18 protein-coding genes are annotated in these 22,003 nt (G+C 53.1%); 13 read left to right on the plus strand and 5 right to left on the minus strand.

Annotated features, from left to right (window positions below; genetic code table 11):
* Window positions 1-30: 30 nt before the first annotated feature.
* The 6 genes from AD930_RS15005 to AD930_RS15030 all read left to right on the plus strand — a co-directional run bounded on the left by AD930_RS15005 (window position 31) and on the right by AD930_RS15030 (window position 7,564).
* A complete protein-coding gene (locus AD930_RS15005) occupies window positions 31-756 on the plus strand; it encodes an amino acid ABC transporter ATP-binding protein (RefSeq protein WP_156477137.1) in 726 nt (241 codons plus the stop codon).
* Between the two features lie 453 nt (window positions 757-1,209).
* The gene (locus tag AD930_RS15010; RefSeq protein WP_061506875.1) at window positions 1,210-3,327 is read left to right on the plus strand and encodes a TonB-dependent receptor; all 2,118 of its coding nucleotides are present in this window, start codon (window positions 1,210-1,212) and stop codon (window positions 3,325-3,327) included.
* Between the two features lie 59 nt (window positions 3,328-3,386).
* The gene (locus AD930_RS15015) at window positions 3,387-4,250 is read left to right on the plus strand and encodes a sugar phosphate isomerase/epimerase family protein (protein ID WP_061506876.1); all 864 of its coding nucleotides are present in this window, start codon (window positions 3,387-3,389) and stop codon (window positions 4,248-4,250) included.
* 2 nt (window positions 4,251-4,252) lie between these two features.
* Window positions 4,253-5,290, plus strand: coding sequence for an isopenicillin N synthase family dioxygenase (locus AD930_RS15020; RefSeq protein WP_061506989.1), 1,038 nt, complete (start codon window positions 4,253-4,255; stop codon window positions 5,288-5,290).
* A 15-nt stretch (window positions 5,291-5,305) separates the two neighbouring features.
* Window positions 5,306-6,046 carry a class II aldolase/adducin family protein gene (locus AD930_RS15025; RefSeq protein ID WP_043552826.1) on the plus strand — a complete coding sequence of 247 codons (741 nt, stop codon included), beginning with the start codon at window positions 5,306-5,308 and terminating at the stop codon, window positions 6,044-6,046.
* A gap of 327 nt (window positions 6,047-6,373) precedes the next feature.
* Window positions 6,374-7,564, plus strand: a complete 1,191-nt coding sequence (locus tag AD930_RS15030; RefSeq protein WP_082781945.1) for a lipase family protein — start codon at window positions 6,374-6,376, stop codon at window positions 7,562-7,564.
* Between the two features lie 215 nt (window positions 7,565-7,779).
* Here the strand turns inward: AD930_RS15030 and AD930_RS15035 are convergent, their stop codons facing one another.
* Complete coding sequence (locus AD930_RS15035) at window positions 7,780-8,421, minus strand: TetR/AcrR family transcriptional regulator (RefSeq protein WP_061506878.1); 642 nt, start codon at window positions 8,419-8,421, stop codon at window positions 7,780-7,782.
* Window positions 8,422-8,535: 114 nt separating this feature from the next.
* Between AD930_RS15035 and AD930_RS15040 the strand changes: the two genes are divergently transcribed.
* Genes AD930_RS15040 through cynS form a run of 7 tightly spaced genes read left to right on the plus strand, consistent with a single transcriptional unit; the run spans window position 8,536 to window position 14,991 of the window.
* Complete coding sequence (locus AD930_RS15040) at window positions 8,536-9,078, plus strand: OsmC family protein (protein WP_061506879.1); 543 nt, start codon at window positions 8,536-8,538, stop codon at window positions 9,076-9,078.
* 4 nt (window positions 9,079-9,082) lie between these two features.
* Window positions 9,083-10,243 carry an acyl-CoA dehydrogenase family protein gene (locus tag AD930_RS15045; RefSeq protein ID WP_244150618.1) on the plus strand — a complete coding sequence of 387 codons (1,161 nt, stop codon included), beginning with the start codon at window positions 9,083-9,085 and terminating at the stop codon, window positions 10,241-10,243.
* The gene (locus AD930_RS15050; protein WP_061506881.1) at window positions 10,240-11,586 is read left to right on the plus strand and encodes an FAD-dependent oxidoreductase; all 1,347 of its coding nucleotides are present in this window, start codon (window positions 10,240-10,242) and stop codon (window positions 11,584-11,586) included. Before AD930_RS15045 ends, AD930_RS15050 begins: the two co-directional genes overlap by 4 nt.
* 4 nt (window positions 11,587-11,590) lie before the next feature.
* Window positions 11,591-12,865 carry a CmpA/NrtA family ABC transporter substrate-binding protein gene (locus tag AD930_RS15055; protein WP_156477139.1) on the plus strand — a complete coding sequence of 425 codons (1,275 nt, stop codon included), beginning with the start codon at window positions 11,591-11,593 and terminating at the stop codon, window positions 12,863-12,865.
* Window positions 12,865-13,722, plus strand: a complete 858-nt coding sequence (locus tag AD930_RS15060; RefSeq protein ID WP_061506882.1) for an ABC transporter permease — start codon at window positions 12,865-12,867, stop codon at window positions 13,720-13,722. Before AD930_RS15055 ends, AD930_RS15060 begins: the two co-directional genes overlap by 1 nt.
* A complete protein-coding gene (locus AD930_RS15065; protein ID WP_061506883.1) occupies window positions 13,712-14,524 on the plus strand; it encodes an ABC transporter ATP-binding protein in 813 nt (270 codons plus the stop codon). Before AD930_RS15060 ends, AD930_RS15065 begins: the two co-directional genes overlap by 11 nt.
* A 17-nt stretch (window positions 14,525-14,541) precedes the next feature.
* Window positions 14,542-14,991 carry a cyanase gene (cynS, locus tag AD930_RS15070; protein WP_061506884.1) on the plus strand — a complete coding sequence of 150 codons (450 nt, stop codon included), beginning with the start codon at window positions 14,542-14,544 and terminating at the stop codon, window positions 14,989-14,991.
* A 308-nt stretch (window positions 14,992-15,299) separates the two neighbouring features.
* Here the strand turns inward: cynS and AD930_RS15075 are convergent, their stop codons facing one another.
* From AD930_RS15075 to AD930_RS15090, 4 genes are all read right to left on the minus strand, one after another.
* On the minus strand, window positions 15,300-16,196 hold the full coding sequence (locus AD930_RS15075) for a LysR family transcriptional regulator (RefSeq protein WP_061506885.1): 897 nt from the start codon (window positions 16,194-16,196) through the stop codon (window positions 15,300-15,302).
* A gap of 109 nt (window positions 16,197-16,305) precedes the next feature.
* Window positions 16,306-18,207 (minus strand): CocE/NonD family hydrolase, encoded by a 1,902-nt coding sequence (locus AD930_RS15080; RefSeq protein WP_244150619.1) that lies wholly within the window; start codon window positions 18,205-18,207, stop codon window positions 16,306-16,308.
* Window positions 18,208-18,348: 141 nt separating this feature from the next.
* On the minus strand, window positions 18,349-20,910 hold the full coding sequence (locus AD930_RS15085) for a TonB-dependent receptor plug domain-containing protein (RefSeq protein ID WP_082781924.1): 2,562 nt from the start codon (window positions 20,908-20,910) through the stop codon (window positions 18,349-18,351).
* Between the two features lie 69 nt (window positions 20,911-20,979).
* A complete protein-coding gene (locus AD930_RS15090) occupies window positions 20,980-21,819 on the minus strand; it encodes an aminotransferase class IV (protein ID WP_061506886.1) in 840 nt (279 codons plus the stop codon).
* Window positions 21,820-22,003: the final 184 nt, after the last annotated feature.

The raw sequence follows: 22,003 nt of genomic DNA on the forward strand, positions 1-22,003 counted from the left end.
CAAAACACCCCGCCCCACGACGAAACCTCTATGATTTCCGTGCGCAATATGAGCAAATTGTACGGAGAATTCGTCGCTCTGGACCGCCTTAATTTTGAAGTGCAGAAGGGTGAAAAAATTGTCGTTCTTGGCCCTTCAGGTTCAGGAAAATCAACCCTCATCCGAACATTCAATCGCATTGAGCCGCATGACAGCGGAAGTATTCTTATCGATGGCAAGGTTATTAATGAAAAAACCAGCCTGACAGAACTGCGCTGCATGGTTGGAATGGTCTTCCAGAATTATAATCTTTTTCCACATCTCAGTGCGCTTGATAACTGTACCCTCGCCCCTCAACTTGTACGCAATGTCTCTCGTAAAGACGCACAGGACATGGCGCATCATTTTTTGTCGCAGGTGGGTATTCCTGAACAGGCACACAAATACCCTATCCAGCTATCAGGCGGCCAGCAGCAGCGGGTCGCTATAGCACGAGCCCTCTGCATGAAGCCGGAAGTCATGCTGTTTGATGAGCCAACAGCGGCGCTTGACCCGGAGGCGATAACCGGAATTGTCAGCATTATGGACACTCTGGCCGAACAAGGCATTACCACTTTGTGCGTGACGCATGAAATGGCGTTTAGCCGCCGCATTGCTGATAAAATTATCTTTATGGATCAAGGGCGTATTCTTGAAATAACACCACCTGAGGTCTTTTTCACTACCCCCCAGACACAGCGCGCCCAAAGCTTTCTCGACCAGATGATACGGTACTGAGGGCACACACCAGTCCTTGTAAAAGTAAGATTTACAACATTCCAAACGAAGAGCGCCTCGTTTCATTATTAAATTGAAATGAAGTCGTTACCCGGGTGGATCTGTCCACCCCAGTAGATAAGGGGATCTTATGACCGCCCGCTCTTTCCGTTTGCCGCTAACAGCGACTTTAGCCCGCAGAGTATCCCAACAGACTGCACCCCTTCCCTCACGCCCCTTAACGCCAGGAGTGCAGGCATGACACGCCGTTCCCCAACCACCATCCCAAGCGCTCTTATCAGGGGCAGCCATCAAACAGTTCGGCGCAAACTGGCTCTGACAGCACTCCTTTTGGGTACGACGTCAGCTCTTCCTGCTTTTGCAGCCAAAGTTGATAGCCAACCTCACACTTACAAAAGCAGTGCCACGCAAAACAGATCTGTTTCAAAGGCATCCGCAGCGTCTCGGTCTAAAGTGCGCGCGCCTCGCAGAAGCACCTCTTCTGAAGATATTCAGGTCACACAAGCGCGGACGGCGCACTTTCATTCCCAGCCTGGCACAGTGAATGTCATGAGCGGAAAAGAGCTTCGTGAGCTGCATGTGGAAAGCCCCAAAGAAATTGCGGCTTATACCCCGGGTGTAACAGCCGTGAATGCGACCTCTGGCAGTTCGCCTATTTTCTCGATCCGAGGCGTCGGGCTGGATGACTACGTAGGCACCAATATGGGCGGTATTGGTATCTATCTGGATGGCGTGTTTGCACCGTATGCCGCGCTTTATAATGGGCAGATGCTTGATATTGAAAATGTTGTCGTGGCAAAGGGGCCACAAGGCTTCGATATGGGCCGCAGCACAACAGGTGGCAGCGTCAACATTTCATCCGTCAAACCTTCTGACAAATTTGGCGGTTATCTGGACTGGGGATATAGCAGCTATAACACCAGCACAGGCAAATTTGCCGTCAATGTTCCCATTACAGATAAAATTTCAAACCGAACGGCCTTTAGCTATACCAAAGGCGATGGCTGGCAGCATGATCTGAACACCAACAAACGCTATGGTGCGCAGGATATTCTGGCCATCAGGAATCTCACAAAATTCCAGATTGATGATAAAACGTCAGCACTTTTAAATATCCATTATACACGGGACCGGGGCACCCCTATGTCCCCTCAGAACACCCAGGCTGATGCCGTTAACGGCTTTCCTGTTGGCACCATTGGGGTCAGCTCAGATGCCTATTACAACAGGGTGAATGTTGGGCAGAACCGGGTTGGCCGTAATGAAAACGGTGGCGGTGCCTCCCTGTCTTTCGAACGTATTTTTGATTTCGGTGTTTTCACGTCACAGACTGCCATAGATCTGTATCGCAGAAATATTTATGACAACTACGATGGTGAATCTGTCCAGGTTTCTGATTATCACTGGAATGATACCTATCTGGCACAGTCGCATGATATGCATCTGCGCACCAATATTGCCAAAATATTCCATTTAACCGTTGGCATTTACGAATCTTACGACAAAATTGATGGTGATTATACCAGTAGTCGTGGCTTCCTGTTTGATATGCCCGAAGAAAATATGACCAACCATTTCAGTCAGCAAAACCTGTCTACCGGGGTGTATGTCAACACCGTAACCAATATTACCCATAATCTGGACTTCATCGCTTCCGGGCGCTTCTCTTATGATGAGCGTGGGTTCCATGGGGGCACACGGGACATGAACGGCGCTGTAACGGGCACGCCGGGCGGCACCCTGTCTTACCTCAACACAAGCCATAATTATGAGCGTTTCACGGGCCGCGTCGGGTTGCGTTATACGGTTGTACCCGGCACCTACCTTTATGGTACGATTTCTAACGGGTTTAAGGCAGGAACATACTTTGCTGCCCCTGTCTCAGCATCGCAGGCCCTTGATTACGTCCGTCCGGAAAACCTGATTGCTTACGAAGTCGGTGTCAAATCAAGCCTTTTCAAAAACAAGCTGATGCTTGAAGGTTCTTTGTTTGATTACGAATATCATAACAGACAGACCCTGTTTGTTGCGGAAATGCCGGGAAATATCACGTCCCTGAGCCTGGGCACAATTTCACGGGCCCGCACCAGAGGTGGTGAGGTTTCTTCCACCATACATGATGTGATACCCAATCTTGATCTCAGAGGATCCTTTGCCTACCTCGACGCGCAGGCAACGTCCGCAGTGAACAATATTGGCGGCCTGCCCCTTCTTTCCAATGTAAATGCCCACTCTGCCCTGCCGTTTGCTCCCCGTTTTTCATGGAGCGCCGTTGCACGGTACGGGGTTGATATCAGTCGCTACCGTGTGACATTGCAGGCCAGTTACACATGGAAAGACAATATGCTTGTGGCATTGGGAGACCCCAACGGTCAGACCAACAAAATTGGCTCCATGGGTCTGCGTATGGAGTTCGCTCCTAAAACCAGTAAATGGTCGGCAGCAGTGTATGTGGACAATATGCTCGACAAACACGGCAATGTTTATTCCTTCACAGGGAGTGACAACAGCCGGGCGCAGTATTTGCAAACACCTCGGTGGGTTGGTGTCGATCTGCACTATAATTTCTGACCATCTGCGCTGGGTTCAGCATCCCCTATCTGAACCCAGCTTTTTCCCAGGAAATTTCTATGCGCCTTGAGGTGTTTAAAACGTTATGGGGTGACAGTCGCCCGTGGCAATGCGCCGCAGAGGAAGCGAAAGCCGCTGGCTTTACCGGTCTTGAAGGCCGAATTCCCTCCACCCACACAGACGCACGCCGGAACGCTCAAATCCTGACGGATGAAAATATGCCTTACATTGGCATCATCATGACGGGAGGTGGCGTGATACCCAAACAGTCGTGTAGCATAGAAGAGCATCTGGAAGATCTAAAGCAGGCGCTTGATCGTGCGGCCCTTATGGCCCCTCGCTTTGTTAATGTTCTGGGAGGGAATGACCGTTGGGGCGCCAGTAAGCAGGCAGACTTCATAAACAAAGCCTACGCCATCGCACAGGAGGCTGGAATTCTTTGTGTGTTTGAAACACACCGTTCCAGAATTCTGGCAAACCCATGGGTTACGCTGGATGTTTTACCGCATCTGGAAAGCAATATTCTTTTCACACTGGATATAAGCCACTGGGTTGTCTGCTGTGAACGGCTGCTTAATGACCCGGAAGATGACTTCAGTGCCTTTTTCAAAAGGGTGCATCATATACAGGCCCGCATCGGGTATGATCAGGGGCCACAAGTCCCGCACCCAGCAGCACCTGAGTACACGGCCGCCCGAAAGTTCCATCAAAACGTGTGGGAACAAATCTGGCGATCTCAACAGGAACGGGGTTACAGCACCTCCACCCTCACGCCAGAATGCGGACCGGATGGATACGTCCATACCCTTCCCTTTACCAACGCCCCCATAGCCGATCTATGGGACCTGAATAAATGGATTGGCCAGACAGAGCAGGCCCACTTCAAACAAATCTTCTCTTCGCAAGCTGAACTGGACAGATGATTATGACAGAAACCGCTACCTTCACATCCATTCCTGTCGTCAATATCGCTGGACTGTACAGCGAGACGTTAGAGGACCGTATGGCTGTCGCTCAACACCTTGGGGACGCGGCCCGCAACGTGGGTTTTCTGTATATTGCAGGCCACCACGTTCCGGCAGATGTCATTCAAGGCGTGCGTGATGCAGCCAAGGCCTTTTTCGCGCAGCCTTTTGAGCGGAAGATGGACTATTATATTGGTGCTTCGGAAACGCATAAGGGCTTTGTACCCGAAGGCGAGGAAGTCTACGGCAGTGGTCGGCCTGACCATAAAGAAGCTTTTGATATTGGTTTTGAGGTCCCCGCTGACAATCCGCTGGTTCAGGCAGGCACACCTCTGCTGGGCCCCAACAAATGGCCCACTGTTCCGGGTTTCAAAGAGGCTGCGCAAGCATACTATAAGGCTGTTTTTGCTCTGGGCCGCACGCTATTCCGTGGCTTTGCCCTTACTCTTGGTTTACCCGAAAACTACTTTGACGATCACGCCAATTTCCCACCGTCGAAGCTGCGCATGATCCATTATCCTTATGACGCCGAAGCACAGGATGCCCCCGGCATCGGGGCGCATACTGACTATGAGTGCTTTACCATCCTGCTTGCTGACCAGCCGGGACTGGAAGTTATGAACGGCAACGGAGAATGGATTGACGCTCCCCCTGTTCCGGGAGCCTTTGTGGTCAATATTGGTGACATGCTGGAGGTTATGACAGCCGGCACATTCGTCGCCACTGCGCACCGGGTCAGGAGTGTGAAAGAAGAACGCTATTCTTTCCCGCTCTTTTACGCCTGTGACTACCATACGCAAATCCGGCCGTTACCAGCCTTTGCCAGCGGCAGCCAGGAATATGAAGCCATTGCTATTGGTGAACATATGTGGGCACAGGCACTCCAAACCTATCAATACCTTGCACGTCGCGTAGAAGCTGGCACATTGGCTCTTCCTGCCGGTGCACGCAGAACAGCAACTTTTGGTCATTTCAAAAAGACAAAAGAAGTGTCCTGAAGAAAGAAGATGACAATGCCGAATATCTCCTCAACAGAACAAGCCCTGCGTGAAGATTTAGCCGCAGCCTACCGGCTGATGGCGCACTTCAACATGACCGACCTTGTTTATACCCACCTTTCCGTCCGTCTGCCGGGTGATGACCATCGGTTTCTGGTCAATCCATATGGACTGTTGTTTGAAGAAATTACAGCCAGCTCTCTCGTCGTTGTGGATGCGGATGGCCAGCCAAAGCAGGAAACATCCTGGCCGGTTAATCCCGCAGGTTTTGTCATTCATTCCGCTGTGCATCGTAGCCGCCCGGATGCCGCCTGCGTGATGCACACTCATACTGTGCCAGGTATGGTTGTGGCTGCACAGGATACCAACATTCTGCCCTTGAATCAGATCAATATTGAGTTTTACGGCTCAGTCGGGTTTCACCCCTATGAGGGCATTGCCGCTGACGATAATCTAAGCGAACGTGAACGTCTGGTGCGTGATCTTGGCACGAATAGTGCCCTGATTCTGCAAAACCACGGTTTGCTGACTGTGGGGGAAACCGTTGCACGGGCATTTTACCGCATGTATTATCTGGAACAGGCGTGCCGCATTCAAATTGCAGCACAAGCAACGGGAGTGCCTTTATACACGCCTTCCGAAGATAAAATTCTCAGAACTAAAAAACAATTTGATGAAGATCCGGACCAGGGCCGCATGATCTGGTCTGCGTTAAAACGCAAACTTGACCGAGAACAGCCCGATTATAAGATGTAAATTAATAGTCTCTGCTTAAAAAAGCAGAAAGTCTGCGGCATGTTACCGCCAGATGTGCCCGATGAGAGAACAGTCCGGAAGCAGGTCGTATCCTCCGCTTCCGGATTTTTTTCAAACATAGGTGCCTTTTTACAAATTCTATGGTTTCATACCGTTATCAAAACAGAAATGGCGTGAAACATGTCTTTTACAATGCCGGAAAAATTTTCGAAAACATGCCTTCTGCTGGCTCAAAGCCTACAGTGGCCTCTTGCGCGCAAATCGAACACTCAAAGATACAGCGGGAAGAAAGCTGCACGTATGGCATTGCTCTCAGGTGCCACAATCATGGCGCTCAGCGCAGGACAGCATGCCTTTGGGCAGACAGCGCTGCCAAAAAACATTCCTGAAGGGCTTAAGCTTGAAGCCGATCAGGCTCTGCCGATTACCCCTTTCTATACAGATAACACCCTCGCCAATACGCCATCATGGCCCGGTGCCCTAATCCGCGCTGAAAAAGTAACAGATTACGCTATCCCGGCAGGCATGACGGCATGGCGCATCCTGTATCATTCCCTTGATGCTGAACGTCATGACGTCACCACATCTGCTTTCGTGCTACTTCCTGCTGGACCTGCCCCAGCCGGCGGCTGGCCGATGGTTGCGTGGGCTCATGGCACCAGTGGTGTCGCCCAGCCCTGCGCTCCTTCATTAATGAAAGATCTCTACTATGGGGATGAAGGGCTGTTTGAATTCCCCAAAGCAGGTCTGGCAGTCGTTGCGACCGACTATCATGGTGAAGGCACGCCCGGTGCTCATCAATATATGAACAAGCTCGCTCAGGGCTACGATGTCATTTACTCCGTTGCTGCGGCGCATGAGGCGCTTCCGGGCCTACTGAGCCAGAAGTGGGTGGCTGATGGTCATTCGCAGGGCGGCATGGCCTCCTGGAGCGTGGGGGAAATGGAGCAACAGATGAACAACCCGGATTATCTGGGAACAGTCTCCGTTTCCGGCACAGTCGACATGCTCGACTTTATTGCCCCCAAACCCGAAGAGATTGGAGCCCCCTTCTACTTCCCCATGGTGGCCTATGGCCTGAAGGCCCGTTATCCGGACTTTGACGTCAAAACTGTTCTCTCCAAAGAGGGGTATGAGCATTACCCTCTGATTGCGACAAAAGCCTGCTGGTTTACTGGCTATGCAGCGTATCTGGGCAAAACAAGCTCGCAGATTATGAAGCCCAACTGGACCAAATTGCCTGCGGTGCAAGCCATGCTGAAAGAAGACCGTATGGGGGATGAACCCGTCAAAGGACCATTGATGGTCCTTACCGGCGGCGGAGATGTTTCTGTTCCTCCGGGCGGCGTCAGGAAAACAGCGCATAAAGCCTGTAGAAACGGTATTAAACTCTTTTTCCATCTTTATCCCGGCCTTGATCATGACCCGACCATGATCAATTCTACGCAGGATCAAATTGCGTGGATCAAAGATCGCTTTGCAGGCAAACCCTTCAATGAAAATTGCGGCACATTCTAATTTTTAATGATCAGCAGCCTCCCTCGGTGGGGCAGGTAAAATCTTCATACAGAGCTTAAGAAACTCGAGCGTATCGAAAGAACAGGATGGCGAGATCCGTAAAAAAGACCACTCTGTCATCCTGCGTCTTTGCTTTTATGAATTTCAATATCCAGCACGCCTGACGCTCCGGATGCGACATGCCAAATCATTGACCATAAATAAAGCGCCCACTCTCATTCTGTTAAAAGGCCTTTCATTTCGGAATTCAAAATCGATTTACAAATATCCTTTGCCTCAAGGGCAACATTGGGATTCCGACTGACCAGCGCTTTAACAATACACCCATCAATAATAGTGGTCAGCATGGAAGTAAGGCGTATGGGGGCTTCAAACCCCGCCTCTTCACACAAATGGATCAGATAGTCGTCCATTTTCTGTTTGTGAGTTTTAAAAATACGTCTGATTTCAGCAGACTGGTCATCAAATTCTATAGCGGCTTTCATGACCAGACAGCCAAAATAGTCTTTCCGTTCAAACCAGACGAACAGCGCATCAAAAATGAACAGAAGCCGCCCATAACGTGGATCTGGCGTAGGCGCGTTGACCGAGGCAAAAAACCATTCCCGCCACTGCTCGGCCTCCTTTTCGAGTGCAGCAGAAACCAGTCCGTCCTTGGTGGCAAAGCGGTTGTATAACGTCATTTTTGAAACCCCGGCCCGCGAGATGATCTTCTCTATCCCGGTATTTCGGATGCCATTACGGCAGAACAGCCAGATGGCCGCTGTAATCAGCGCCTCCCCCGCATCACTTACCTGTTCGTCTGGTTCCGCGTCGGGTGCGTAGGTCGGGTGGAGCATAGGGGCGGGTTCAGTCATGGCGGTTTTTTACCATAGAGTTATTTTATTGACGAGGTAGACAGACCGGTATACCCATAAATAACGATTCGGAATGATATTACCACAATAAATAGTTGTTTAGGGAGTTTCTTCATGTCTGAAGCCACCAAAGTCACCACCTACCTCCGCCCGATCGACCGGGATGGCCTTCTTAAATTTGCAGAAAAAGGCAAAGCAAACCCCAACGGTCAGGGCACCAACAAAGTACGCACCATTACCGATGGCCAGTACCGGACCCTGAGTTATGTGGAAGGGCATGAGCCCGTGGTTGTGGATGAGCCGCTCCACCTGTTCGGGCAGAACACTGCGCCTGCGCCGGGCGAAATTGTTCTGTCTGCTCTTGGGGGCTGCCTTGCCGTGGGCATTACCGCCGTGGCCACCTACCGGCAGGTCAGGCTGAGCAAACTGGAACTCTGGCTGGAGGGGGATATCGGCAATACGGCTGCCTGGGGGGCCGGCGGAGCCGAACGCCGCCCGGAGGAGATGGGGTTCCGGCAGGTGCGGGTCCGCGTCAACGTAGAAGGTGACGCCCCGCGCGAGGTTCTGAACGAGATTGTTGAACACGCCAATTATTTCTCGCCCGTTGCCAACACCCTGCGCAATCCGGTGCCCCTGACTGTCACTCTCGCGGACTGATTGCATGATGCTGCCACACATCTCACACCCGATGTCCGACCTCCCCCCAGAAGCCGCGTCCACGACCGGGAACAACGGCTGTGATGATGTGTCCAGCAGGATCGAACAGATTGCCCAAACCCGTCTGAGCAGCCTTGCCAGCACTATAGATCAGGAAGGCTACTACCCGCTCGACGTGCTGGAGGAACTGGCGCAGGCGGGGCTGTTTTCCCCCCTAGCCAGCAAGGACAACCCCGATCTGGTGCAGGCTGTGCGCGGGGTGTCCGCAGTGTCGCGCTGGTGCGGCTCTACCGGCTTTCTGGTTTGGTGCCACATGGCGTGCGCCCTTTATCTGGCAGCCGCCCCTGATGCCAGCCTGAATACGGACCTGCTGGCCCTGCACCTCAAGGGTGCGCGTTTTGGGGGGACAGCGCTTTCCAACCCCATAAAGGCGCAGGCCGGAATAGAAAAAATGGCCCTGCATGCAACCCGTGTTGCAGGGGGCTATCTGGTCGACGGCACCTTGCCATGGGTCAGCCATATTGCGCAGGGGCAGTATTGCGGCGCTGTTGCCAGTCTGGGAGAGGACCGAACTGAGCAGGTCCTGTTCCTGCTCCGGCTGGATAAGCCGGAACTCCTTTTCAAATGCCCGCATTTTTCGGGCATGGAAGGCACCAGCACCTGGGGCATACGCTTACAGGCTCACTTTGTGCCCGAGCAGGATGTTATTGCCTCCCCCGCAGCACCGCTGCTGAAACAGATCAAAGTCCCATTCCTGCTTTTGCAATGCGGTATGGCTGCTGGCATCATTCAGGGCGCGATCGACAGCATGGAGGAGGTCGAAGGACCGCTGGGCCACGTTAACCAGTATCTGCATGATCGCCCCGATACGCTGGCTTCTGAATTAAAAACTCTTGAAGAGCGCCTTATATTTCTGGCGCGTAACCCGGCACCCCAAGACAAAGGCTACATGCTGGATGTGCTGGATATACGCGCCCACGGGGCCGAACTGGCCCTGCGCGCAACGCAGTCCGCACTGCTGCACCAAGGGGCGCGTGGCTATCTGAGCAGCGCGGCACCACAACGGCGCGTGCGCGAGGCCCAGTTTATGGCCATTGTCACACCCGCCATCAAACACCTGCGTTATGAGATGGATCGCCTTTCCCAAGAGGAAATGCCCGTATGAACGCACCAGCCTACCCTACCTCTGTCACATTATATATCTGCAAGGTTTGCGGCTGGATCTATGATGAAAGCAAGGGGGACCCGGATAGCGGTCTGCCACCCGGTACACGCTTTGAAGATATTCCCGATGACTGGTACTGCCCCTTATGCGGGGTAGGAAAAGCTGACTTTGAGCCCCTTCCCCAACAGCCCCCTACCCTAGCCTCACCAGACCAGAACGTCCGCCCCGCCAGCGTAAGGAATACAGGGGCGACAAGCACTGCCATTGTGATTGTAGGAGGTGGCGCGGCAGGCTGGAGTGTCGCCCGCAGGCTGCGGGCGCTGGACCCACTTGTCCCTATTACGCTGGTTTCAGCCTGCACAGCAGATGTGTACGCCAAACCCGAACTGTCCGTTGCTCTCTCTCGTGGGCTGGATGCCACAGGCCTGCGGCAGGAGACCGGGCAGGACGCCGCGCAACGCCTGCATGTAACCCTACTGCCGCAAACCGTTGCCGTGGGCATAGACCCGCACGCACAGCGTTTGCGCACCACACGCGGCACCCTACCCTACAGCAAGCTTATTCTGGCTCAGGGGGCGTGCCCTGTTGAGCACCCCGCCTTTCCCGCCAGCCTGGTCTGGCGGATAAACACGCTGGCCGCATGGGCCGCGCTACGCACACAGCTCGGCCAGAACGCACGCAGGATTGTTATTGTGGGTGCCGGGCTTGTCGGGTGCGAACTGGCGGAAGATGCGGCACGGGCAGGCCACTCCGTTACACTGGTATACCGAGGCAAATACCCGCTTGCCTCGCTGCTACCCGCACAGGCAGGTGCGCGGCTGCAACAGCAGTTAAGGAGCTGCGGTGTAGCGCTTATTCCGGAAGCCATAGTATCCTCCGTCAAGCGAACGGAACACGGCACTATGGTCCAGCTTGAGACGGGAGAGGCACTAACCGCCGATTACGTTATTGCCGCCATTGGCCTCCAAACCGACCTGAGGCTGGCGCACATGGCCGGGTTACAGACGGACCAAGGCATTGCGGTGAACGCGCAGACGCTGCAAACCAGCAACCCCGCCATCTATGCCCTTGGCGACTGCATCAGTCTGGATGGGCAACCCTGCCGCTATATTGGCCCTATTGCCCCCCAGGCCGACGCCATTGCTCATGCCGTTCTGGGCCTGCCCTATGAAGGCTACCACCACAGCCCGCCCGCCATACGCCTGAAAAACCGTAGCCTGCCGCTGGAACTGCGCGGCCAGCCCGACCCTGCATTAGTCTGGCACACCATACACAACACACCGGAGCGGCTGGTCATGCAGCAACGCCACGATGGTACCGTTACCGCAACTCTGGAGGTCTGATGATATGATAAGACATTTTATTTCGGGCTTATACACATCGCGCCCCTCCACTCTGGCATGCGATGATGCCTCCTCGGCCTCCATTTGCTCATGCGGCGGCATGCATGGTCTGTCCCTGTCGCGTAGAGGGCTGCTGGGCACCTCCCTTGCCGCAGCCCTGACTGGTGCCGTGGGTCCGGCTTTTGCCGCCACACCCTCGGCTACACCTGAAAAAACGACTCTCAAAATCGGCTTTGTTCCAATCAGTTGCGCAGCGCCACTGATCATGGCGCACGCCAAAGGGTTTTTTCATGACGAAGGGCTTACGGTAGAGTTACAAAAAACCGCCGGATGGGCTCTTATCCGGGACAATCTGCTGAACGGCAATTTTGACGCCTCGCACCTGCTTTCTCCCATGCCGCTGGCCCTCTCACTGGGCGCAGGGCATGCGCCTACACCTGTGCGGGCGGTGACGATGCAAAATACCAACGGGCAGGCCATTACCCTTGCCCTCAAGCACCAAAACCGGCGGGACCCGCGTAGCTGGAAAGGCATGACATTTGCCATTCCCTTTGAATTTTCCATGCACAATTTTCTGCTGCGGGCCTATCTGGCACATTACGGCCTCAACCCGGATCAGGACGTAACCCTGCGCGTCACCGCGCCGCCAGAGATGGTAGCGAACCTGAAGGCTGGCAATATTGACGGCTTTCTAGGCCCAGACCCGTTCAACCAGCGCGCAGTGACGGAACAGGCAGGATTTTTGCAGATCCTTACCTCCCAAATCTGGGACGGCCACCCCTGCTGCGCACTGGGCATGACGGAAACCTTTATCCGTGTACATCCTAACACCTATGGTGCGGTGCAACGCGCCATGATCCGGGCCGCCGCCTATATGCAGCAGGCTGAAAACCGGCAGGAAGCCGCTGCCATTCTTTCCAGAGCTGAATACCTCAACCAACCCGAGATTGTCATCCGTCAGGGCCTGACGGGCCACTACGCCGATGGGCTGGGCGCAGTCCGCAACGAGCCGTCACGCTCCGCCTTCAGCCCCTTTCCTTATTATTCGCCCGCCATATGGATGATCGAGCAGATGAAACGCTGGGGCTACCTCAATACACCCGTTGATGAGCGCAGGGTTGCAGAAGAGGTGTTCATGCTCAGAGATGTGCGCAAGCAGGCTGCTGCACTGGCCCTGCCCGACCTGACCCCACCTTATGCCAGTGATTACCCACCCATCCAGGTTCTGGGCACGCCGTTTGACCCGGCCGCCACGTTTGCAGAAAACGGGAAGAGGTGATGGGCGGCAGACAGGAAAAACTCAAAGGCACTCTGCTCAGTTTCGTTCTGGCCGGAGCCCTGCTGCTGGCATGGCAGGTGCTGACCCTGCCCTCTGCTCCCCCGGCAGAGGTCATAAAAGGGGAGAATGCGGAATACGCGCAGCTTATGGGAATGTCCTCAGCCACCCCGGCCAGCCACGGTTTCCCCTCCCCTAGCCAGTTTGGCCATGATGCATGGCAGCAGCTTCAGGCGCCTTTCCATAACAGCGGCCCCAATGACCGGGGTATTGGCTGGCAACTGGGCGCCTCCCTGCTGCGGGTCTTTATCGGTTACGGGCTCGCTGTGGCTGTTGCCGTGCCGCTGGGCCTGCTTATGGGGCAAATACCTCTACTCGCACGCGCGCTTAACCCTTTTATTCAGGTCCTGCGCCCAATCTCGCCCCTCGCATGGATGCCCATCGCCCTCTACACCATACAAAATGCAGAAGAATGCGGTATTTTTGTCATCTTTATCTGCTCGCTCTGGCCAGTTCTGCTTAACACGTCCTTCGGGGTTGCCAGAGTCCGTCGGGAATGGCTGGACGTTGCCAGCACGCTGGAACTGGGCTGGGCGCGGCGCATGTGGCTTGTCATCCTTCCGGCAGCTGCCCCCACAATTATAACGGGCATGCGGGTTGGAATGGGCATTGCCTGGCTGGCCATTGTTGCCGCAGAAATGCTGGTGGGGAGTTCCGGCATTGGCTATTTTGTCTGGAACCAGTGGAACAATCTGTCCATCTCAAATGTTATTCTGGCAGTGTTGCTGATCGGGATAACAGGCATGATTTTAGATACCGCGTTCAGCGCCCTCCAACGGAGTGTTGGCTATGCAGAATGATACAGGAGGCATAACGCCGCTTATGCATGTGCAGCATCTGGAAAAGCGATATGGCGCCAACGCTCCGGCCATTTTCTCCGATATCTCCTTCACTATCAACCGTGGTGAATTCGTCTGCATGATCGGCCATTCAGGATGCGGTAAAAGCACCATCCTGAATATTCTGGCAGGGCTTGAACACCCGACCACAGGCCATGTCAGCATGAACGGCCACCATGTTACCCAGCCCGGACTGGAACGAGGCGTTGTTTTTCAGGGCCATGCGCTTATGCCCTGGCTCACAGTTGCCCAGAATGTCGCCCTGGCGGTGCGGGCACGTTACCCGGGTATGAACAAAGCCGACGTGACCCAGAAGGTCCTGCACTACCTCACCATGGTCAACCTGCAGGACGCGCAACACAAACGCCCGTCCGAACTGTCTGGCGGCATGCGGCAACGGGTAGGCATAGCCCGCGCCTTTTCCACCACACCAGACATGCTGCTCATGGACGAACCCTTCGGCGCGCTGGACGCCCTGACCCGCGGGGTGATTCAGGAAGAGCTGCTACGGATCTGCGCAAAAACGGGCCAGACCGTGTTCATGATCACTCATGACGTGGACGAGGCCATTCTGCTTGCTGACCGGTTGATACTCATGAGCAACGGCCCGCAAGCCCATATTGCGGAAATCGTGGAGAATCCCCTTCCCCGCAACCGGGTCCGGACATCCATCCACCATCAGCCGGGTTTTTATGACCTTCGAAACCATCTGGTGGATTTTCTGGTGCGCCGCTCCGCACTTGCCTCGCAGACCAGCCATTAAGACAAAGGAACAGACCCATGTATGAATCACGCGCAGACGTTACACGAGCACTTGTGACAGCCCGGGTGGAAAAAGGTGTGAGCTGGGCAGAAATTGCCGCTGTTGTCGGCCGTAGTAAGGAATGGACCACCGCTGCCTGTCTGGGGCAGATGGCTTTTCAGCCGCAGGAAGCACAGGCCCTTATTGCCCTGCTCGGGCTGCATGCTGGTGCGCAGCCGTGGCTGTGTACCATTCCCACCAAAGGAACTCTAGAGGGCGGCGCACCATCCGACCCCCTCATCTATCGGTGGTACGAAATCGTCAGTGTTTATGGTCCGGCCATAAAAGAACTCATCCATGAAGAGTTCGGCGATGGCATTATGAGCGCCATTGATTTCCGTATGCATATCGAACGTGAGCCCGACCCCGCGGGTGACAGGGTCAATGTCCGGATTTCAGGCAAGTTCCTGCCGTATAAACCGTTTTGAATAATAGTTCCAAGAGGCAACAACACGTCCTGTAGCCGGGCACCTAACAGACAGGTGTCTATCCCCTAGATTACGTCAGATAGAAAGGTCGAAAAGCCTCTTGGTTTTGAGCGTTACGCTGCGTTTCCCTTCCAGCAACTCAAAACGTTTTCCCGGACTGTGGATTTTGAGGCGTTTCGACCTGATCTGGATAAAGCTCCCGGGAGATGGAAAGTCTGCTGTTGATTAGGGATACAGCACAACAGTCATTGAGGTGAGCATGGAACACGCCTTACGCCGCGTCGCCACGATCATGCTTCTGTTCACAATCAGCACAAGGCTGCGTCATGGTATTCCGGAACACTTTGCGAAAGCCAGATTTTTTCAGTCAAGGCGCTTCTGCGTCCCACTTTCCGGTACAGTCTGAGCTCCAGCGGTAGCTCCTCGCCTACAGCTATAACCAAACCTTGTTGCAATTCCTGCGAGACAAGACTCTTGGGTAACCACGCCACCCCATGACCTGCAAAAACCATATGTTTAAGGGCCTCCGCCATTGCACTTTCATTAAGGTGCCGTTCTTCAGTGAGAACATGAAGCGTTTTTGATCTGGCAGAATGGCTCAACTGCCCTAACAGAGAATTCTCGCTATATGATAGAAGTGGGTAAACCGTATCATTATCTTTATAGATTTCTTTGAGAATCACAGGAACAAAAGAGTCGGATCCAACAATTTTATAAATATAGGAATTATCATCCAGAGGTATTTCCATGCCTTCATTATAGAAGCAAAGCAGGAAATCATACTCACCTTCAGAAAGAGCGGAAATACAATTGTAAAAATCGTCCGACAATAAGCGCGAGTACAAGGGGCCTACAGCGTCTTCGGTTTTCTGAAGCCAGAGCGGGAAAAATGTGATCGCAATTGTATGGAGAGCCGCCACTGATACAGGCGGAATTCTATCATCCGGCTGTCGTTGCAGATTGTTTTTTCCCGCATTCAGAAGCCTGATCGTTTCTTTAGCGGTTTCACGAAACAGCATGCCTTCTGCTGTAAGCGAGGCCGGATAACGGGTGCGATCAATCAACGCCACCCCAACCCATAATTCGAGCGCCTGTATCCGGCGACTAAATGCGGATTGCGTTACGTTCCTTTCTTCAGCCGCTTTCGAAAAGCTTTGCAGGCGCGCCAGAGCAAGAAAATCTTCAAGCCATTTGATGTCCATCATCACGCATCCATACGCAGCGTCTGCACAGGCAGCGCAATCAGAACTCACACTCCCTCATCATACCATATCATTTCGAAAACGGAACATGATAACGCTGTTATGGTCGTGTCTATTGCAAGACAGGGAGCGTGATATGAGAGGGCGCTTGTGACGTGGTGTATATCCGCTGTTGCGCAGCCCTGAAGTCGGCCGTTTTGGCATCGGGAATACTCGTAACCCACGTCTGGGGATTGCGATCAATCAGCGGAAACCATGTTGATTGGATCTGCACCATCACTCTATGCCCTTTGAGAAAGACATGATCATGGTCCCTTAGAGAAATCGGCCACTCCGTCACTTTACCAGGCACAAGCGGCGTGGGATAGCTAAAGCTGCGGAGATAACGCCCCCGCCTGACCTCCATTGCAATGGGAAATTGATAGCCGTCCAGCGACTGCGCCCAAGATGCGCCCTCATCGTTCGAATATATGCTTTTCTGCCCCTTTTCCGGGAACACATCGATGAGCTTAATGATGAAATCCGAATCCTGTCCCGATGTCGACGCGAAAAGATGAGCCTGAACCGGTCCCGCAATTCGCAAATCCTGATCCAACGGCGTACTTGTGAAGGTCAGCACGTCTGGCCGATGATCGACAAACCGCTGATCCATGGTCTCCCATGTCCGCCATTCTCTAACAGGAAAGGTCGGCGAAATCGGGCGGGGGCGGTAAGGAACCGGATTGGCCGGGTCCGAGATGTACTGTCGGTAAGGCGCATCATTCTTCTTAGGTGCGGTAAATGACAACGTCCCATCCGAATGCAAATAGATGCTCTGCGGCGTGACATGCTTATCCGGCCATGTCGGGTAAGTCTGCCATGTATTTGATCCTGTTTCAAAAATTCTGGCTTTCCAGTGTGGCTTTTCGCCTTTATCATGCAGATAGTAAGCAAAAAACGGAGCTTCTGTCTCGTCCTGAAACTCCTTGCTGGTCTTGTGTCCACCCAACAGCATCGGCCCTATCGATGCCCCGTCAGTCCTCTGCCAGCCGCCATGGAACCACGGTCCTGCCACGATGAAGTTGGTGTCATTCGGATCGTGAGCCTGAGATTTGTAAAAAATGTCCCATGGTCCCATCGGATCTTCCTGATCCCAGAAGCCCGCAACGTTGAGGTTGGGAACCGTTGAGCCTGTTATCTTCTTATACCACGCCTCTTCCTGCCAAAACGCATCATAATCCGGATGATCCAGATTTGCGTTCCAGTAGCTGAGCTTTCCATGTGTATAGAGTTTGTCCGTATTGCGAACAGAACCAACCCGAAGATACCAGTCGTAAACATCATGCGTGTCGAAATTATAATTCGTATTTTTATTCTTGTCCGCCTGCTCAAGGACGCAATATTCGAACGTATAGCTTTCCCGAAGTGCCCCGTAATGATGATTGTCATCATTCATCCACTGATCCGCAGGCGCCGCCTGCTCGCTGATCGCCTTAAGCGCAGGATGCGGATGCAGCAATGTGATGCCTGACGTCATTCCCGCATAGGATACGCCATACATTCCTACGCGACCATTATTGTTCGGAACGTTTTTGACCAGCCAGTCGATCGTATCCCATGCATCATTGACTTCGTTCGCCTGCATCGGATCGTTTGCGTCGAAGCGGGCTGTTTTCAGAAACTGACCTTCGGATTTAAACCGGCCGCGTAAATTCTGATAAACCATGATGTAGCCATCTTTCTGAAAGGCTTTCCAGCTGGGCAATGCGCTGGAAATATCTTTCGAGGCTTCGGTGTCGATCACGGTCTGGTCGGGGATGCCGTAGGGTGTGCGGGTCAGCAAAATTGGAAGCGGCCCGGTCTGACCTTTGGGAGTGACAATAACCGTTTGCAGATGCGCCCCATCACGCATCGGAATCATCACTTCCCGCGCGGTATAAGCCGATGTCGCATGGGCATCCTCCGTATGAGAAGCCTGAGCCTCTGCCTGGCGCGGCTGACTGGCACCTGCCGCCAGACTCACAAGAGCTACCACCAGACAGACCCGGAACGGTCTATTTGCCATATCACACGCGCGCATTGCTTCCCCCAGAATTAAAGATGCTCCCGGGTTGGCACACTAGCCGCCACCCAGAAACACCGCAGTCGATATCAGGCGTCTTCCGTTCCGTCAGGCTTACAGATCGACATTCACCCGACCATAATAATATCCACCCGTAATAGGAATTCCCGAGTTCCGGAAATCGTAGATATTGGCCCCAACATAGTTGAACTGGTCTTGCAGCCTGCGTGGGCGCTGATTGAAAATATTGTTCGCACCAACAGCAACATGAAGGCGCGAATTAATGTGATAGCCCACTTCAAGATCTGTCAGCCAGACAGGGGTGTTGTTGTATTGGCCAAAGCAGTGCACCGAATAACGCAGTGAGCCTCCGTCCAGAGGGCACACGGAACTGGCTGGCGTCTGATCCTCATAAGTCATCAGGGTACTTGTCAGACCATATCGCGTCTCGCGCAGATTGATATCCCAGTTCCGAAAGGTCCAGCGTGCATTCAGAATAATCTTACTGCGCGGGGAAGCCGTCGTCAGATAACTAACATTCTGCGCATTCAGAACGGGACTGCCGTGCTGGTCGGTATTAATATGGCTCATACGCGTCCGGTTGAGGTTGAGCGACGCGCTTAGATCCAGATTGCCGTAATTCTCAAAACGGAACAGGTAATCACCGGAAATATCAATACCCTGCGTCCGTGTCGAACCGACATTCGCGAAGTAATAGGCGGTTGTATTGTCCAGAAGCACACCCGGCGGGATCGAAGCACCCGTCTGGAGAATGGCGTCATGCGCCGCCTGCCCCCGCACAGTGCCACCACCGGCAATACGATCACGAATATTGATCTGATACACATCCACGCTGATATGGAACCGATCCACCGGCTCCAGCAAAATCCCCGCCTCGGCGCTGGTGGAGCGTTCCGGCTTCAGATGGTTCGCTCCAAGCGCCTTCGCTGCGTCACTGGATGATGCCAGCAGACCGCCTGCATTGGTCGGACCGATATTAACCTCACTGTAATGCTCTTCGGCCAGAGTGGGTGCCCGGAAACCGTTACTGATGGTGCCACGGATGGCAATCCGTTTGGTAAAGTCATAGCGGGTTGAGATCTTACCATTCTCGGTATTACCCGTATCGGTGTAATGCTCGAAACGCCCCGCAAAATCGAGATCCCAGTGTTTGAGCGGGTGGAAATCTCCATCCAGATATCCAGCCCAGATATCACGATCCCACTTACCGGCATTTTCCGGAATGATGCCCCCGAATGCCTGCGTACCGCCATACAGATAGGACGCAGGCTCACCCGCATAAAGATTATACATTTCCAGACGATGCTGACCACCGAATGCCAGCGTCATGGGCACGACATGACCGATATTGAAACGGCGGCGAAAGCCAAGGTCGTTGGTCCACTGGGCCATGGAATAAGACTGCGCCGTTACCGTCGTCGGCGTATAGCCTGTATATTTATACAGATTGATATTGACCGTATTGCGGTTGTTGACGCGATCATCATCTTCCCCATACGTCGTGCTCAGATCCCAGGAAAATCCCAGAAAATTATCCCCCGTCAGACCAAGCATGCCCGAGAAATCATTCTCGTTCATGGTCTCGATCGGCGTAAAGCCGTTGGGCTTCACTGCGGGAAGCACGCTTGGCAGCCGGAAATTCTCGTACGTTTCAGCGTGCCTATGCGCATAGGTAATCAGACCGTACCCCTTAACGCCACTAAACAGGGTTTTACCGAACTTGATACTCAGGTTCTCACGCGTCTCTTCCGGGGTGCTGATGACCTTGTTGGAATTGGACGGAAAACTATATCCGGCATAACCGAGCCGGTTCGGCTGCGAGCGAAAATCCACCGTGCGCGGATACATATGATCGGTATGGTACATTGAGCCGCTAATATGGACATAGCCATCATCACCGAATTTCAACCCACCATCCGCATTGACCTGATAATTCCAGCCATTACCCACATAGGCATTTGCACCCGTCTGAGCGCTGATATGTAGTCCATGATCAGTCTTCTTGAGGATGATGTTAACCACCCCCGCAATCGCGTCAGATCCGTACATGGCGGCCGCACCATCACGCAAAATTTCGATATGATCGATAGCGTTGGCCGGGATCATATTCAGATCGACCGGCGTCCCACCTTGCTGCGGACCATTATCAGCATAAATATTAGCGGTGGTATGCCGCCTTTTTCCGTCAACCAGAACAAGAACTTCGTTCGGATTCAATCCCCGCATCCGAATGGAGGACGTGAGTGCCCCGGCATCACCGCCGACCGCCTGCATAGTGATCGACGGATCGAGACGTGTGATGGCGTCAGCGACATTCATCTGGCCGGTCTGCCGCAGTTGCGCACCGGTAAGGATAGAAATCGGAGCAGTGGAATCACGCGCACGCCGATTGAAAGCATGTGTCCCCGTGATGATCATCGTTTCCGAAGAACTGGCGAGAACCTCCTTAGAGGAAAGGCTCGCCGCCCGTCTGCGGGCCTGATGCACAGTACCTGAGGGGGCAGTTTTCGCCCCTGTTCTCACCAGAGACGATCCGCGGTCTTTTGTTTTGTCCGCATTCTCGTCATCCTGCACCGCAGCATAAGCATTCACTCCCCCCAGTCCGATCTGGAATGAAACAATGGCGGTGCAGATAACCGTTCTATTCTTTCTCATACCCTCACTCCGTCGCTCAGTATTAGGCATTGATGACAAAACGGCGTTAATTTTTTGAAATTGAAAAAATCAATGAAGATATTTGATATAAATACCCTGAAGTTTTTTTGTTTCATTGCAGGAATAAGTGATTGCTTTCTCCCCAAACTCCAATTCCACAACAGGAACGACGAGGTAGGTCGAACTCGTGAGAAATATTTCTTTCGCGTTTGACAGATCGTCATGGGAGATCGGGCGCTCTATCACCGTCATGCCGTTCAGTATGGCAAGTTCGATCAATGTATTACGCGTGCATCCAGACAGTATCTGATGCGACACAGGTCGCGTAACGAGTGCGCCGTCAGCTGTCACCATGAAAACATTCGAGGAACTACCTTCTGTAATTCCCAGGTCATCGTAAAATATTACATCGTCAAAACCAGCATTTAGCGCGGCACGCTTGGCCATAACCTGCGGCATGAGCATCGTCGTCTTGATATCGCGTCGTTTCCAGCGAATATCCGGCAACACCTGAACGCGCATACCGTTTTTGAAGGCTTTGCTGCCCTCAAGCTGCGCTGGCCCAGTGCTTATGAGAAGCGTGGACCGCTCTGCTGGCAAAGCAACAAAATTGCGGGGAGTTTTCCCCGGCGTTACCTGAATATAGACGAACCCATTTTCGATGCTGTTTCTGGCGAGAATATCATGCATCAGACCAGACAGCATGCTCCTCTCAGGAGGTGGGTTAATACCGGCGGCTTCCAGAGAGTGGTCCAGCCGCGCAAGATGATCTTCCAGATCGACAATTTTTCCATCGACTGAAATGCAAACTTCATAAATGCCTTCTCCGAAGGTAAACCCCCGGTCGAAAGGCGAGATCATTGCTTCATCCTCATTGATGAAACGACCATTGAGGAAGACGACCTTCACTTTTTATCCCTTTCCAGAGATTACATAATTTTCGAAATACAAAAGACAAATGAAGTGGATTTCTAAACTGCCTTTTGGAACGGGCGTCGCCCTCTATCTCGTTTCGATATGGATACAGTGTCGTGCATAAGGCAGCCAATGCTAATTCGGTATATTCCATTCATCATATGCATAACTTGAGGTA

Origin of the sequence: Acetobacter malorum (assembly GCF_001580615.1) — a bacterium.
Classification (GTDB): Bacteria; Pseudomonadota; Alphaproteobacteria; order Acetobacterales; family Acetobacteraceae; genus Acetobacter; species Acetobacter malorum.